The organism is Klebsiella sp. HMSC16C06, assembly GCF_001808325.1.
Classification (GTDB): domain Bacteria; phylum Pseudomonadota; class Gammaproteobacteria; order Enterobacterales; family Enterobacteriaceae; genus Klebsiella; species Klebsiella variicola.
In genome coordinates, this window is sequence record NZ_KV793011.1 from 39,318 (window position 1) to 52,067 (window position 12,750).

Consider the following 12,750-nt stretch of genomic DNA (forward strand, 5'->3'; position numbering starts at 1 on the left):
GTTGGGTTATTTAATCAATATCAGTCAGGCAATTTCTATTTGCTGCCAGTGGCGGTTTCCCTGCCCCGAAGAGTACTGTTTCGCCATCTCCACCAGCGACGCCGCCGCGGTTTTAAGCCGGTAATTCTTCGACCATACCGCCGCATAGCGCGCCACCGGCAAGGCCTCTTTAATGGGGATGGTGACAAACTGGCTCGAGCCGAACGGCGTGGTCATGTCGCAGGGGATCACCGTCAGAAAATCGGCATTGAGTACCAGGTTATAGATCGTCACCACCGAATCGGTATTGACGATATTTTCGCGGCGGATGCCGCTGCGCTGCAGGGTGGCCAGCAGTTCGCTGTAATAGCCCATATTGGTCTCCGGCAGCACCCACTGCTCATGCTGGAGCGAGGCCAGACGGACGGTGCCGTTGCCGATCCGCGCCCGGTTCGCCACCAGCACAAACTCAGACTCAAACAGCGGCTCGACGTGCAGGTCCTGCAGTTTCATCTCATCGCTCAGCGTCCCGATGGCGAAGTCGAGACGCCCGTCGCGGATCGCCGGTAAAAAAGCGGAGAGCTGCGCTTCATACATCGATACCCGCGCCTTCGGGAAGGTCATTTTAAACTGATGCACCATCTCCGACATAAAGGTAAACCCGACCAGCGAAGGGAAACCAAAGGAGACATCCACCACCGAGCTGTTGGTCAGGGCATTCATTTCATTGACCATATTTTTCATTTCACGGGTGATCACTTCTGACCAGTTGAGAAATACCTGCCCGGCCTCGGTGAGCGAGACGCCGGTATTTCGCCGGACGATTAATTCGCTGCCAAAATAACTTTCCATGTCACCAATGATTTTACTGACCGCCGGCTGAGTGAGTCCTAACGCTTTTGCTCCGGCCCCGATTGACCCACTGCGGATCACTTCCTGGAAAACCACCAGATGCTGTGTTTTAGGCAGAGAAAAAGTATTCATCGCGTCTCACTTTCATTCCTTTGTTGACGGCGGAAAGTGTAACAAATCGCGATCACCGGGTTATGTGAGAGCTCTCACAAAGGCTCCGCCGCGGAGGATAAGCAGGAGCCACGAGTCAGAATAAGTAAATTAAAATCAACAAATTACAAGCATCATAAACGCTATTTGCGCGCCTTTTACTGTGGTCGAATGCGGGGATAAAAATAATTGATGGCGATAACATCGACAGCGAAATGGCGATAAAAAATACGCCTTTTGTACGTTATTCGACCCGCGCTATCAGGGTGAGAAGAAAGCCGAAAATTAAATTAATGCTGTAAACAATAAAAAGCAGACGTAATAAACGCCGTTATTTAACGACAAGCCGGTCGGGCATCACATTTTATCCCCGGCGGTTGGGCAAAATGCGCGGTCATTATTTACACGATAGAAACATTAAATTCACAATCTTGTTTTTGTTTTGCGGCGGACGGCGCTGCTTTTTCCGCCATATCGCAGGCGGTCATACTTTGATTAAAATCAACCCTGGTAATTTATCTTTTACGGTGGCCGCTTGAGAGTCATTTGTGTTGCCGATCACAAATCCATAAAACAACTTCCCGGCCTCTCTTCCATAGCAACTGATTAACCAGCTTTTCACTATGCAAATGCAAATAACGTATTTGCCCTCCCCGCAGGCGCTCTGTAGTTTGAGCCAGGATCCCGGCGCCACTTTATCCGGGTCAGGACTTTATTATTCAGAGTGTTGAATTCCGCCATGATTAAATTAACGCATCTTTTTAAAACCTATCCAGGCAGCGCCCAGCCGGCCATTCGCGACCTCAGTCTGGATATTGATCATGGCGAATTCTGCACCTTCGTCGGCCCGAGCGGCTGCGGAAAAACGACTATCCTGCGGATGATTAACCAGCTGGATATTCCCGACAGCGGCGACGTCTATATTCAGGGGGTCCGCCTCGCTGACGCTGATATTATCCAGATCCGCCGCCAGATCGGCTTCGTGATGCAAAGCGCTGCGCTCTTTCCCCATCGTACCGTGGCGCAAAATATCGCGACCGTGCCGCGGCTGGCGGGCTGGAGCAAAGCACGGATCCGCGCGCGGATTGACGAACTGGTGGCGCTGATGTCGCTCGATAGTCATCTGCTGCACCGCTATCCGCATCAGCTCTCCGGCGGCCAGCAGGGTCGCGTGGCCATCGCCCGCGCCATCGCCGCCGATCCGCCCATTTTACTGATGGATGAGCCCTTCGCCGCCATCGACCCGGTGGTCCGCGAACGCCTCCAGGATGAGCTCTTGCTCCTGCAACAGCGGCTGCAGAAAACCATTGTATTAGTGACCCACGACATCAATGAAGCGATCCGTCTCGGCGATAAAATCGCCATTTTCCAGGAAGGTGGCGTGCTGGCGCAGTTTGATACACCCGACCGTATTCTGGCCCACCCGGCGAGCGAGTTCGTGCGCCGCTTTATCGGCCCGGAGCCCAATCTGAAGCGGCTGGGCATGATACAGGTCGGCCAGCTGCCGCGTCACGATGTCCCCCTGCTCGACGAAGCGCTGACGCCGATCGCCAGTACCCATCCACCGCTGGCCAGCCCGCTGCGTCTGGTGCTTGACCGCCAGCGACGCCCGCTGCACTGGTTCGATCCGCAGCGGGGCCTCACCCTGCCGGTGGAGCGCCCACTCGCCAGCAGCCACAGCCTGCGTTTTGCCTACAGCGCGCTGCTCGACGTGGCGACCGGCGTGCTGGTGCATGTGGATGACGAAGGCCAATACCAGGGGGCGGTATCCCACACCCTGCTGCAGCAGGTGCTCGACGGCGCGGTGGGGGTGCGATCTCATGATTGACTGGAGCTGGGTTATCGATAACCACGCGATGATCGGCGATCTGCTCTGGCAGCATGCGCGGATGGTCCTGCTGGCCCTGCTGTTCGGCTCCCTGCTCACCGGCGGCCTGTTAGCGGTGACCTTACGCTGGCCCGCGACGGCGCAGCCGCTCATCACCCTGTGCGGTGTGCTCTTTACCATTCCCTCGCTGGCGCTGTTTATTTTATTGCTGCCGTTTACCGGGCTGTCGCTGACCACCTCGCTGATTGGCCTGACGCTGTACTCCCTGCTGATCCTGCTGCGCAACTTGCTGGCTGGCATGGAGAAGCTGCCGCAGGCGGCGCTGGAGTCCGCGCGGGCGCTCGGCTACACCCGCGGGTTCCGCTTCTTCGATATCGAGCTGTGGCTGCTACTGCCCTCTCTGTTTGCCGGGCTGCGCATTGCCTCGGTGACGCTGGTCGGCCTGGTCACCGTCACTGCGCTGATCGGCCAGGGCGGGCTGGGGCAGCTACTGCTGGCGGGTTTTAATCAGGACTTTCTGACGCCGATAGTCGTTAGCCTGGTCCTGAGCCTGCTCCTGTCGCTGGTCTTTGACGGGCTGATTGCCCGTCTCGGCGACTGGCTAGCGCCGTGGACGGAATGATGACCCTGCTTCTTGCTACTTTTCACTGGCTAACCCAGCCGGAGCACTGGCTGGGTGACGAGGGCATCTTGCTGCGCCTGGGCCAACACCTTTATTACGTGCTGGTCAGTATGGCCGTGGCCTGCGCCATTGCCCTGCCGCTCGGCATCGCGCTGGGCTACTGGCGCAAAGGCGCCTTCGTGGTGATTAACCTGTTTAATCTTGGCCGCGCCATTCCGTCGTTAGGGCTGATTTTATTATGCATCATCGTTTTTGGCTTTAACGATATCCCGGTGCTGGCGGCGCTTATTGCGCTCTCGATCCCGCCCATCCTCACTAACACCTGGGTGGGGATTTATCACGCCGATCGCCCGCTGTGCGATGCGGCCATCGCGCTGGGCATGACCCCCTGGCAAAGCCTGTGGCAGGTGCGGATCCCCCTGGCGGCGCCGCTGATCCTCGCCGGTGTGCGCACGGCGCTGGTTCAGCTTATCGCCACGGCGGTGGTCGCGGCCTATGCCGGTCTGGGCGGGCTGGGACGTTTTCTGATCGACGGCCTCGGGCAGCGGGATATCCCGCAGGTGATCGGCGGCTCGCTGGTGGTTTCCCTGCTGGCGATAGGCGGTGAACTGCTTTTCGCCCGCTGCGCCGGCCGCCTGGTTCATCGCCGTATTGCCGCGCCTTATTAGCGTGAAACTGACATGACCCCAGAGCCTGGGGCTGATTAACCTGAAAATAAAAGAGGTATTATGAAGCAATTATTTGGCAAGGCCGTCACCGCCCGTCGATTTCGTCTCTCGCTGCTGGCCGCCGGGCTCTTCAGCCTGAGCGTTAGCACCTTTGCCGCCAGCGTCACGGTGGGCGGGGCCAATTTTACCGAAAGCTCCATTCTCGCCAACATCTACGCCAGCGCGTTAAAGAAAAATCATATCGAGGCCAACACCCGTCTCAACCTTGGCAACCGGGAAATTATTATTCCGGCGCTGCAGAGCGGTGAGATCGATATCGTTCCGGAATATCTTGGCGCCCTGCTCAATTTCTATAACGGCAAGACCGAGGCCACCAGCCAGCAGGCGGTCAGCGCTGAGCTGGCCCAGGCCCTGCCCGCCGATTTCACCCTGTTGAACCCGGCCCCGGCCACCTCGATCACCGCCTGGGCGGTACGTGCCGAGACCGCGGAGAAATACCATCTGCGCACCCTCTCCGACCTGAAGCCCGTCGCCCCGCAGTTGGTGATCGGCGGACCACCGGAGCTGGCGGTACGCGCCCTGGGCCTGCCGGGGCTGAAGCGCGTCTATGGACTTGAGTTCAAAGCGGTGAAATCGCTGGACATGGGCGGGCCGCTGACCCGGCTGGCGCTCAATTCGGGCAAAATCGACGTCGCGACGGTCGTCTCCACCCAGGGCAACCTGGCGAAGGAGAAATGGGTGGTCCTCGAGGATGATAAACATGAACAACCGAGTCAGAATGTGGTGCCGCTGGTGCGCAAAGCCAGCCTGACGCCGGAGATCAGCGCCGTGCTCAATGAGGTTTCCGGCAAGCTGGACAATGCCACGCTGATTGCCCTCAACCAGCAGGTGGATCTCCAGCATAAAGATCCGGCAGCCGTCGCCGAGCAATGGGTTAATGCCAACCTCCCCCAACACTGACCGTCACCCCGCCACGGATGGCGTTCAGCCGCGAGTCCACGCTATGTCTACCCGACACATGATCCTGAACCTGTTCTTTTATAACCCGCAGGGGGATTACCGTTTCTCCTGGCGTCACCCTGACGCACCAGAAGCGGAAATATTTACCCTCAACTATTACGCCAGTCTGGCGCGCAAGGCCGAAGCGGCGACCCTCGACGCTATCTTTGTCGCCGACCATATCGCGGTGTGGGATACGGTGCCCAGCGGCCTGACCCACTATGCCAACGCCCGGCTTGAACCCCTGACGCTGCTCTCCGCCCTCGCCGCGGTGACGGAGCATATCGGTCTGATGGCCACCGCGTCGACCTCCTATAACGAACCCTATAACCTGGCGCGCTACTTTGCCTCGCTGGATTTCCTCAGCAATGGCCGGGCCAGCTGGAATGTGGTGACGTCGTGGCTGGAAGAAGAGGCGGCAAACTTCGGTCTGGAGCAGCTTCCCCGCCACGGCACCCGCTACCAGCGGGCCAGTGAATTCATCGACGTGGTCACTCGCCTGTGGGATTCCTGGGAAGATGGCGCGGCGATCTTCGATAAAGCGCACGGATTATTCGCCGATGCCGGCAAGGTGCATCACCTCGACTATCAGGGCGAGTACTTTCGCGTGCGCGGCCCGCTCAACGTCCCTCGCCCGCCGCAGGGCCATCCGCTGCTGGTGCAGGCCGGCTCTTCAGAGGCGGGAAAAGCGCTGGCCGCCGCCTGGTCTGATATGCACTTTGTGTTTATTCACTCGATCGCCGAGGGGCTGGCCTATCGCGAAGAGATGAACCAGCGGCTGCGCCAGCACGGGCGCGATCCGGCCCATTTCAAAATTATCGCCGGGGTCCTGCCGGTGGTGGTGAACTCCAGCGAGGAAAAGGCGGCCCGCCAGCAGCTTAACGAGCAGCTGATGAGCGACCAGATGGCTATCGACCTGCTCTCCTCTTATCTTCGGATGGATCTCAGCACCCTGCCACGGGACCAACCCCTGCCGCCGCTCCCCGATGAAGAGAGCTTTGATGGCATCCGCACGGCGCTGAAGCTTATCCGCCAGTACGATCCGCGGCTCACCCTGCTGGAGTTGGGGAAATTGTTATTACAGAGTTCCGATAGCTGGCTGCTGCTGGGCAGCGCCGAGGAGATTGCCGCCGCCTTAACGGAGACCTGGCAGGCGGGCGCCGCCGATGGGTTCAACCTGATGTTCCCGCTGCTGCCGGGAGACTTTGACCGCTTTGTTGACCAGGTGGTGCCGATTCTGCAGCGTAACGGCGTCATGCGCGATCGCTACCCGCCCGGCACCCTGCGTGAAAAGCTCGGTCTGCCCGCGGTGGAAAACCGCTTCACCGCGCCGTAGCCCGACGTGACCCGCCCCGGCACAGACCGCTGGCCGGGGCATTTTACCTATAGCTGGCTGACTCCCAGCGCCGCGGCCTCATCCCGCCACGCCAGCAGCGGCGCATAGGCCTCCCGCGGCATATCGCTATAGCCGCAGATCAGCAAGGCATCGCACAGGGGACGATAGCGCGCATCGCTCACTAACTGCTGGAGCGCCTCGCGCAGGCTATTCAGCGTCGCCGCCGGAGTGGCGCCGGCGGTGATCAGCGGCAGCCCTGGCGCGGCCGGGCTCCAGCCGATCGCCACCAGGCCTGCCAGGGCCTGCGGCTGATGGAGCTGCAGCAGCGCGTAGGTCACGCAGTCGATGGCGGCGATATCGGCGTTTTCCTGCTGCAGCTCGCGCAGCGACTGCCGATGGCTGCCGCTGAACACCACCTCCGAAAAAAATCGCCCCTCCCGGGAGAGCGGCGCGACCATTTTACGCAGCACGTTGTAGCCGGACTGCGAGTGCTCGGCATTGCACGCGGCCCGACGGCCAAAAAAGTCCCCCAGCATCCGATGACTATCCGCTTCGCGGGCCACCAACAGGCTGCGGTAGCGGCGCCCTTCACAACCGGGCGCGGCGTAGTGGAAACAGCCCACCGTCTGCACCTCCGGCAGCTGGGTCACCAGCGGGTAGCCGCAGGTCTGGCTCAGCAACAGCGTCGGCTGGCGCCAGTGGTCCAGCAGATCCTCGGGGTCAGCCGCCGGAGGATCTCCCGTCACGGTCACGCCGCGTTCGGCCAGCAGCGACTGCACCGCCTGCCACAGGGCCTGGGTCTGTTGACGGTGGATGGCATACATCGGAAAGGTCATGCGTTCAGCCATGTTCTCCTCCCGCTTGCGCCTGCTCGCCAAAGCCCGGATGGGCGTTCACCGCCACCGCCCGGCGGCCAAAATGGCGTCGCCACTCGCCGTACCCACGCACCAGGAACCCCTGATTACGCTGCAGATAAGCCGTCTGGCGATGCAGATACAGCTGACGTAAAGCGTACCAGGGGACCCCTGGCAGGTCATGATGCACCGCATGGTAGTTGAGATTGAGGAACAGCACCCGCCAGGGGAGCCCGGCCTCGTTGATCACCGAGCGGGCCAGCGGGTCATCCGCGGCGCGGTGTTCGAGAAAAGAGCGCACTTTGGTCAGGGCCAGCGCCGGGTAGCTCACCGCCAGCACAAACCACAGTGGGGAAAAACCCTGCGCCGCCATCCAGGTCAGCAGGCCCGTCAGCAGCAACAGATGCAGACTCCACATGGCGATAGCGCGGCGGTCGCCCTCGCGGAAAGCCCGCAGCGCGCTGTTCAGGGTGTGAATAATATCCATTAGCGGCGCCAGCAGCAGACGCCCCCAGAAGGTGTTGCGCAGGTGGATAAGGCGGCGCTGCCAGGCAGAGAAGCGCTGCCAGCTTTCCGCCGTCACATAGTACGATTCGGGGTCGTCCTCGGGGTGCGTCAGCAGATGGTTGCGATGGTGCGCCAGGTGGCTGTCGCGGTAGATGCCATAGGGATACCAGACCGCCAGCGGCAGCGTCCCCAACAGCTGGTTAAACCATGCCAGCCGGGTGGGATGCCCATGGATAAGCTCGTGCTGTAAGGACATATACCAGGTGGTAAACCAGATCAGCAGCAGCGTGGCCGGCATCAAACCCAGCGTCTGCCAGCCCGCCACGCAGGCAAACCAGCCGCCGTAAACCGTCACTATCAGCAGCCATGTCGGCAGCTCGCTGCGCCACAGCCAGCTGCGCGCCAGCTGGCGGATCAGGATGCGCTGTTGATCATCCACATAGACAGCCGTCTTCTTTTCCGTCACTTCCGATACCTTGCCGTGTTGCCTCATTCCCTCCGAAGATGTGAGATAACACGTTAAATAACAAAGTATTTAATTTACTTAGCTTTGCCAAAAAGCGCGTTTGTATTCACCGCTTTCATCAACACCTGAAACTGCGGATTAAATTCATCAAAGATGGGCAGCGCAGCGGCGCCCAGCGCGGCGGTATCGGTGCCGGTCATCCCCATTTTGACACGCTGCGCCGGCAGGTAACGCCCGCGCACAGACTGATACAGCGGCGGCAGCCGCGCCAGCACTTTCTCCAGCAAGGGGGCGGGCATCATACCGCCCACCACCACCGTCTCGGCATCGAAGACGCACTCCAGCAAATTGATCGCCTGACGCAACGGCGCCAGGATGCTGGTGATCCACTGGTCGAAAAGCGCAGCGTCCACCGACAGCAGATCTTCCGGCAGCGCGCGATAGGGGTCGAGGCCGCAAAACTCATAGGCCGCCTGCAGCGAAACATAGCGCTCAAGGCATCCCTCATTCCCGCAATAGCAAGGGCGACCGTTCGGCGCGACCACAATATGCCCGACCTCACCGGCGTTATGGGCATGGCCGGTATACACATGACCATCGGTAAAAATACCGGCGCCCAGACCGGTGCCAATATAGAGATAGACAAAAGAGTTGAGCTGCCGCGCCACGCCGTGAAAGCGTTCGCCAATGGCGGCCACCGTGGCGTCGTTTTCGAGAGTCACCGGCAGGCCGCTGAGTCGCCCGAGCTCCGCCGCTACATCGACCCCTTCCCAGCCGTTGAGCGTCGTGGGCCCCGTCGACGAGATCCCTTCCACGCCAAAGGGTCCCGGCATCACGACCCCCATCCCCAGCACCCGCGACCAGTCCAGCGTCGGCAGCGCACGGATCTCATTCAGCACCTCAGCGAGGCGGGCAAAGGTCGCACCAGGCTGGGGCTTTTGCACCAGAATGAGTCGGCGAAAATGGACCTCGCCGGCCAGATCCACCAGCACCACAATCAGCGTCTGATGATCAAGATGGATGCCAATTGACCAGGCGCTGGCGGGATTGAGGCTCACCGGCACCGCTGGCTGTCCACGGCCGCTGGCGCGCCGCGGTTGGTGGCTGGTCAGGAGATCCATCTGCTCCAGCTCCGCCACAATATTCGACACGGTCTGCGGGGTCAGCGCGGTCAGCCGCGCCAGCTCGGCGCGGGTCAGCTCGCCATGTAAACGCACCGCCTCAATGATCACCCGGCGGTTATGCACCCGGGCATGTTCAAGGTTTGTACCTGATGTTTTCATCGTTTCCCTTCCTGGCTGGACTGGTGAAATTTTAGCCGGCATCACAGATCTGACAACGACCCGCGCAGGCGGGTCTTCGCGATGGCATACCCTTTGCTACGCTTAGTGCTGGGACCACTCGGGAGATGTTGCCGATATTGTCGCCCTGATTAAATCAATCAAATTGATTTAATAAATCATAACCCCTTTCAGTACAGCACAGCGGAGAGCAAAGATGAAATACCACAGCGCACTACGGGTCAACGCCTGTCTGCTGGCGATGCTCGTTATCAGCGGGAGCGTCAGCGCAGCGACCCAGATTAATGCCCTGTTCATGACCCAGGCGGCCTATAGCGAAAACGATATTCGCGCGATGACCAGTGACTTCGAAAAGCAACACCCTGACGTGAAGGTCAATCTCGAATTCGTCCCCTATGAAGCGCTGCACGACAAGATCGTCGCCGCCCGCGGCGCAGGGGGTAACGGCTACGACGTGGTGCTGTTCGACGCGATCTGGCCGGCGGAGTTTAGCCGCTTCGATCTGCTGCAGGATGTCTCCTCACGGATTGCCGCCGACGAGCGCGAAAAGATTTTCCCCGGGGCGATGAATACCGTGGTGTATCAAGGCAAAACCCTCGGCATGCCGTGGATCCTCGACACCAAATATCTGTACTACAACAAAGCCATGCTGGACAAAGCGGGGATCAAAACGCCGCCTGCCAGCTGGCAGCAGGTAATGGACGACGCCAAAGTGCTTAAGGACAAAGGGATTGTTAAATATCCTCTGGTCTGGAGCTGGTCGCAAGCGGAAGCGCTGGTCTGCGATTACACCACCCTCGTCTCCGGCTTCGGCGGGAGCTTCTACCAGAACGGCAAGCTCGATTTTTCGACGCCCGCCTCGCTGAAAGCGGTCACGCTGATGAAAACCTCGCTCGATCAGGGGCTGAGCAACCCGGCATCACGTGAATATCTTGAGGAGGATGTGCGTAAGGCTTTCTCCAATGGCGACGCCGCCTTTGCGCTCAACTGGACCTATATGTACAACATGGCCAACGATCCGAAACAGAGTAAAGTCGCAGGTGATGTTGGCATTGTCCCCGCCCCAGGCGATACCCCGGATAAACCCGGCGCCGTCAACGGTTCTATGGGGCTGGGCATCGCCAAAGCCAGTCAGCATCCGGAAGAGGCCTGGCAGTATATTCACTATCTGACCTCCCAGCCGGTACAGGACAAGTATGCCAAACTGAGCTTGCCGGTGTGGAAAGCCTCGTACCAGGATCCTGCCGTTGCCAAAGGCCAGGAGAGCCTGATCGCCGCCGCCGACAAGTCGTTGAACGTGATGCTCTCTCGTCCCGAAACGGCAGATTACTCGCGCCTGTCAAACACCCTGCAACAGCAGCTTCAGTCGGTACTGCAGGGTAAAGCCACGCCCGACGTCGCCCTCAAGGCGGTCGACACCAGCGCGGCCCGTCTGCGTTAAGGAGGCATGATGCTGAGTCTGCAACGACGCGAGCATCGTCAGGCATGGGTGCTGTTAGCGCCCATGCTTATCGCGATGTTTATCCTCACCGCATGGCCGCTGGCGCGCACGCTGTGGCTGAGTTTTACCGATACCACGCTGGCGGGAAGCGGCGAGGCGACCCACTACGTCTGGCTGGATAATTATCTTTATGCCCTGACCGACCCGGACTTTCGTGCGGCCTTCGCGCGAACGCTCTATTTCACCGTGGTCTCGGTGGCGATTGAGGGGGCGATCGGCGTACTGGTGGCGCTGTTGTTGAATCAGCGTTTTGTCGGGCGAAATGTCCTGCGGGTGCTGGTGATCCTGCCGTGGGCGTTGCCAACTATCGTCAACGCCATGATGTGGCGGCTTAACTTTAATCCCGACTACGGCAGCGTTAATGCTCTGCTCAGCCAGCTGGGGCTGATTGACAGCTATCGCAGCTGGCTGGGCTCGCCGGATTCCGCGCTGCACGCGGTGATGCTGGCGGATATCTGGAAAAACTACCCGCTGGTCACCCTGCTGGTGCTGGCCGCCCTGCAGTCTGTTCCCGACGATCTGTACGAGGCGGCGCGGCTCGACGGCGCCTCGGCCTGGCGGCGTTTTCGCGCCATTACCTTTCCGGCCATTGTGGGTCCCCTTGGCGTCGCGCTGGTGCTACGCACCATCGATGCCTTCAAAGTGTTCGACATTATCTATGTTATGACCCGCGGCGGCCCGCTCGACAGTACCAAAACGTTGAGCTTTTTTGTCTATCAGGAGTCCTTCAGCTACCTGCGCGCCGGCAGCGGCGCGGCCTACGCCATGCTGATGAGCCTGATGTGCGCCGTGCTGATAGCCCTGTATCTGTTTTTGCTGCTGCGTCAGCGGCGCCGGAGTGTTGATGATGAAGCGTAAAGGGTACATCGTACTGCGTTACCTGGCGGCGCTGGCGGTGGCGATCTCGATCCTCGCCCCGATGCTGTGGCTGTTTTTGATGAGCGTCAGCACCACCGCGGACCTCACCCGCGTCCCGCTGGAGTGGCTCCCGCGGCAGTGGGACTTCAGCCGCTATGGCCATCTGCTGTCGCTGGCCCCTGGCGAACCCGGGGCGCTGTTTCTTCCCGCGCTGGGCAACAGCCTGCTGGTGGCCGCCGGGGCGACGCTGGTGTCGTTGTTGCTGGCGATCCCCGCCGCCTTCAGCTTTTCGCGTTATCCCGGCCGCGACGGCTGGCTGTACGCCGGCCTCGGCATCTATATGGTGCCGCCCGTGGCCTTTGTGCTGCCGCTCTATTTTATTCTTGAACACTTTGGCCTGCTCAACACCCGCAGCGGGCTGGTGCTGGTCTACTGCTCGCTGATCGTGCCGTTTCTGACGTGGATGGTCAAAAACCAGTTCGATACCCTGCCGCAGGATATCGAACAGGCGGCCCGGCTTGACGGTCTGCGCATCTGGCAGGTCCTGCTGCGTATCACTCTGCCGCTGGCGAAACCGATGCTTGGCGCCGCCGCGCTGTTCGGCTGGCTGCTGGCGTGGGACGAGTTTTTCTATGCGCTACTGTTCACCAGCAACCTCGCCGCCCAAACGCTGCCGGTGACCATCGCCGGCTTCACCGCCGGCCGCGCCACCGATGACGGGCTGGTGGCGGCGGTGGGCATACAGGCCTCAGTCCCTCCGCTGTTGATTGCTATCTGGCTGCAAAAAACGCTGGTCAGCGGCCTCACTAACGGGGGAAGTAAAGGATAA

At 60.2% G+C, this 12,750-nt stretch carries 13 protein-coding genes; 9 read left to right on the plus strand and 4 right to left on the minus strand.

The features are described from left to right. Positions 1-24 precede the first annotated feature (24 nt). Positions 25-963: a transcriptional regulator TdcA gene (gene tdcA, locus HMPREF3142_RS17535; protein ID WP_064171070.1), complete on the minus strand. Its 939-nt coding sequence runs from the start codon at positions 961-963 to the stop codon at positions 25-27. Between the two features lie 179 nt (positions 964-1,142). On the opposite strand from tdcA, the gene HMPREF3142_RS29495 reads away from it, so the two are divergent. The 6 genes from HMPREF3142_RS29495 to HMPREF3142_RS17560 all read left to right on the plus strand — a co-directional run bounded on the left by HMPREF3142_RS29495 (position 1,143) and on the right by HMPREF3142_RS17560 (position 6,434). Then, positions 1,143-1,283, plus strand: coding sequence for a hypothetical protein (locus tag HMPREF3142_RS29495; RefSeq protein WP_162494490.1), 141 nt, complete (start codon positions 1,143-1,145; stop codon positions 1,281-1,283). A 437-nt stretch (positions 1,284-1,720) separates the two neighbouring features. Beyond that, positions 1,721-2,809: an ATP-binding cassette domain-containing protein gene (locus HMPREF3142_RS17540; RefSeq protein ID WP_012967793.1), complete on the plus strand. Its 1,089-nt coding sequence runs from the start codon at positions 1,721-1,723 to the stop codon at positions 2,807-2,809. Further along, positions 2,802-3,431 carry an ABC transporter permease gene (locus tag HMPREF3142_RS17545; protein ID WP_070612258.1) on the plus strand — a complete coding sequence of 210 codons (630 nt, stop codon included), beginning with the start codon at positions 2,802-2,804 and terminating at the stop codon, positions 3,429-3,431. Before HMPREF3142_RS17540 ends, HMPREF3142_RS17545 begins: the two co-directional genes overlap by 8 nt. Next, positions 3,431-4,099 (plus strand): ABC transporter permease, encoded by a 669-nt coding sequence (locus HMPREF3142_RS17550; protein WP_004203269.1) that lies wholly within the window; start codon positions 3,431-3,433, stop codon positions 4,097-4,099. The genes HMPREF3142_RS17545 and HMPREF3142_RS17550 overlap by 1 nt, the downstream gene beginning before the upstream one ends. Before the next feature lie 60 nt (positions 4,100-4,159). Continuing rightward, on the plus strand, positions 4,160-5,059 hold the full coding sequence (locus HMPREF3142_RS17555; protein ID WP_023297855.1) for an ABC transporter substrate-binding protein: 900 nt from the start codon (positions 4,160-4,162) through the stop codon (positions 5,057-5,059). A 58-nt stretch (positions 5,060-5,117) separates the two neighbouring features. Further along, entirely contained in the window at positions 5,118-6,434 is a 1,317-nt protein-coding gene (locus HMPREF3142_RS17560) for an NtaA/DmoA family FMN-dependent monooxygenase (protein WP_223168408.1), read from the plus strand. 47 nt (positions 6,435-6,481) lie between these two features. On the opposite strand, the gene HMPREF3142_RS17565 is transcribed toward HMPREF3142_RS17560, so the two are convergent. The 3 genes from HMPREF3142_RS17565 to HMPREF3142_RS17575 all read right to left on the minus strand — a co-directional run bounded on the left by HMPREF3142_RS17565 (position 6,482) and on the right by HMPREF3142_RS17575 (position 9,544). Next, entirely contained in the window at positions 6,482-7,282 is an 801-nt protein-coding gene (locus tag HMPREF3142_RS17565) for a phosphate/phosphite/phosphonate ABC transporter substrate-binding protein (protein ID WP_070612259.1), read from the minus strand. Further along, positions 7,275-8,261 carry a fatty acid desaturase gene (locus HMPREF3142_RS17570; protein WP_032730714.1) on the minus strand — a complete coding sequence of 329 codons (987 nt, stop codon included), beginning with the start codon at positions 8,259-8,261 and terminating at the stop codon, positions 7,275-7,277. The genes HMPREF3142_RS17565 and HMPREF3142_RS17570 overlap by 8 nt, the downstream gene beginning before the upstream one ends. Before the next feature lie 74 nt (positions 8,262-8,335). Beyond that, complete coding sequence (locus tag HMPREF3142_RS17575; protein ID WP_008804326.1) at positions 8,336-9,544, minus strand: ROK family transcriptional regulator; 1,209 nt, start codon at positions 9,542-9,544, stop codon at positions 8,336-8,338. A gap of 214 nt (positions 9,545-9,758) precedes the next feature. On the opposite strand from HMPREF3142_RS17575, the gene HMPREF3142_RS17580 reads away from it, so the two are divergent. The 3 genes from HMPREF3142_RS17580 to HMPREF3142_RS17590 are packed head-to-tail and all read left to right on the plus strand — an operon-like array spanning position 9,759 to position 12,750. Then, a complete protein-coding gene (locus HMPREF3142_RS17580) occupies positions 9,759-11,003 on the plus strand; it encodes an extracellular solute-binding protein (RefSeq protein ID WP_008804325.1) in 1,245 nt (414 codons plus the stop codon). A gap of 9 nt (positions 11,004-11,012) precedes the next feature. Then, the gene (locus tag HMPREF3142_RS17585; protein WP_064171068.1) at positions 11,013-11,921 is read left to right on the plus strand and encodes a carbohydrate ABC transporter permease; all 909 of its coding nucleotides are present in this window, start codon (positions 11,013-11,015) and stop codon (positions 11,919-11,921) included. After that, positions 11,911-12,750 (plus strand): carbohydrate ABC transporter permease, encoded by an 840-nt coding sequence (locus tag HMPREF3142_RS17590; protein ID WP_064171103.1) that lies wholly within the window; start codon positions 11,911-11,913, stop codon positions 12,748-12,750. The genes HMPREF3142_RS17585 and HMPREF3142_RS17590 overlap by 11 nt, the downstream gene beginning before the upstream one ends.

Bases quoted from the DNA above. Each gene is read 5' to 3' on its own strand.
- HMPREF3142_RS17580 (WP_008804325.1), top strand. From the start codon at position 9,759: ATGAAATACCACAGCGCACTACGGGTCAACGCCTGTCTGCTGGCGATG.
- HMPREF3142_RS17560 (WP_223168408.1), top strand. From the start codon at position 5,118: ATGATCCTGAACCTGTTCTTTTATAACCCGCAGGGGGATTACCGTTTC.
- HMPREF3142_RS17575 (WP_008804326.1), bottom strand. From the start codon at position 9,544: ATGAAAACATCAGGTACAAACCTTGAACATGCCCGGGTGCATAACCGC.
- tdcA (WP_064171070.1), bottom strand. From the start codon at position 963: ATGAATACTTTTTCTCTGCCTAAAACACAGCATCTGGTGGTTTTCCAG.
- HMPREF3142_RS17590 (WP_064171103.1), top strand. From the start codon at position 11,911: ATGAAGCGTAAAGGGTACATCGTACTGCGTTACCTGGCGGCGCTGGCG.
- HMPREF3142_RS17585 (WP_064171068.1), top strand. From the start codon at position 11,013: ATGCTGAGTCTGCAACGACGCGAGCATCGTCAGGCATGGGTGCTGTTA.
- HMPREF3142_RS17565 (WP_070612259.1), bottom strand. From the start codon at position 7,282: ATGGCTGAACGCATGACCTTTCCGATGTATGCCATCCACCGTCAACAG.
- HMPREF3142_RS17540 (WP_012967793.1), top strand. From the start codon at position 1,721: ATGATTAAATTAACGCATCTTTTTAAAACCTATCCAGGCAGCGCCCAG.
- HMPREF3142_RS17555 (WP_023297855.1), top strand. From the start codon at position 4,160: ATGAAGCAATTATTTGGCAAGGCCGTCACCGCCCGTCGATTTCGTCTC.
- HMPREF3142_RS17550 (WP_004203269.1), top strand. From the start codon at position 3,431: ATGACCCTGCTTCTTGCTACTTTTCACTGGCTAACCCAGCCGGAGCAC.
- HMPREF3142_RS17545 (WP_070612258.1), top strand. From the start codon at position 2,802: ATGATTGACTGGAGCTGGGTTATCGATAACCACGCGATGATCGGCGAT.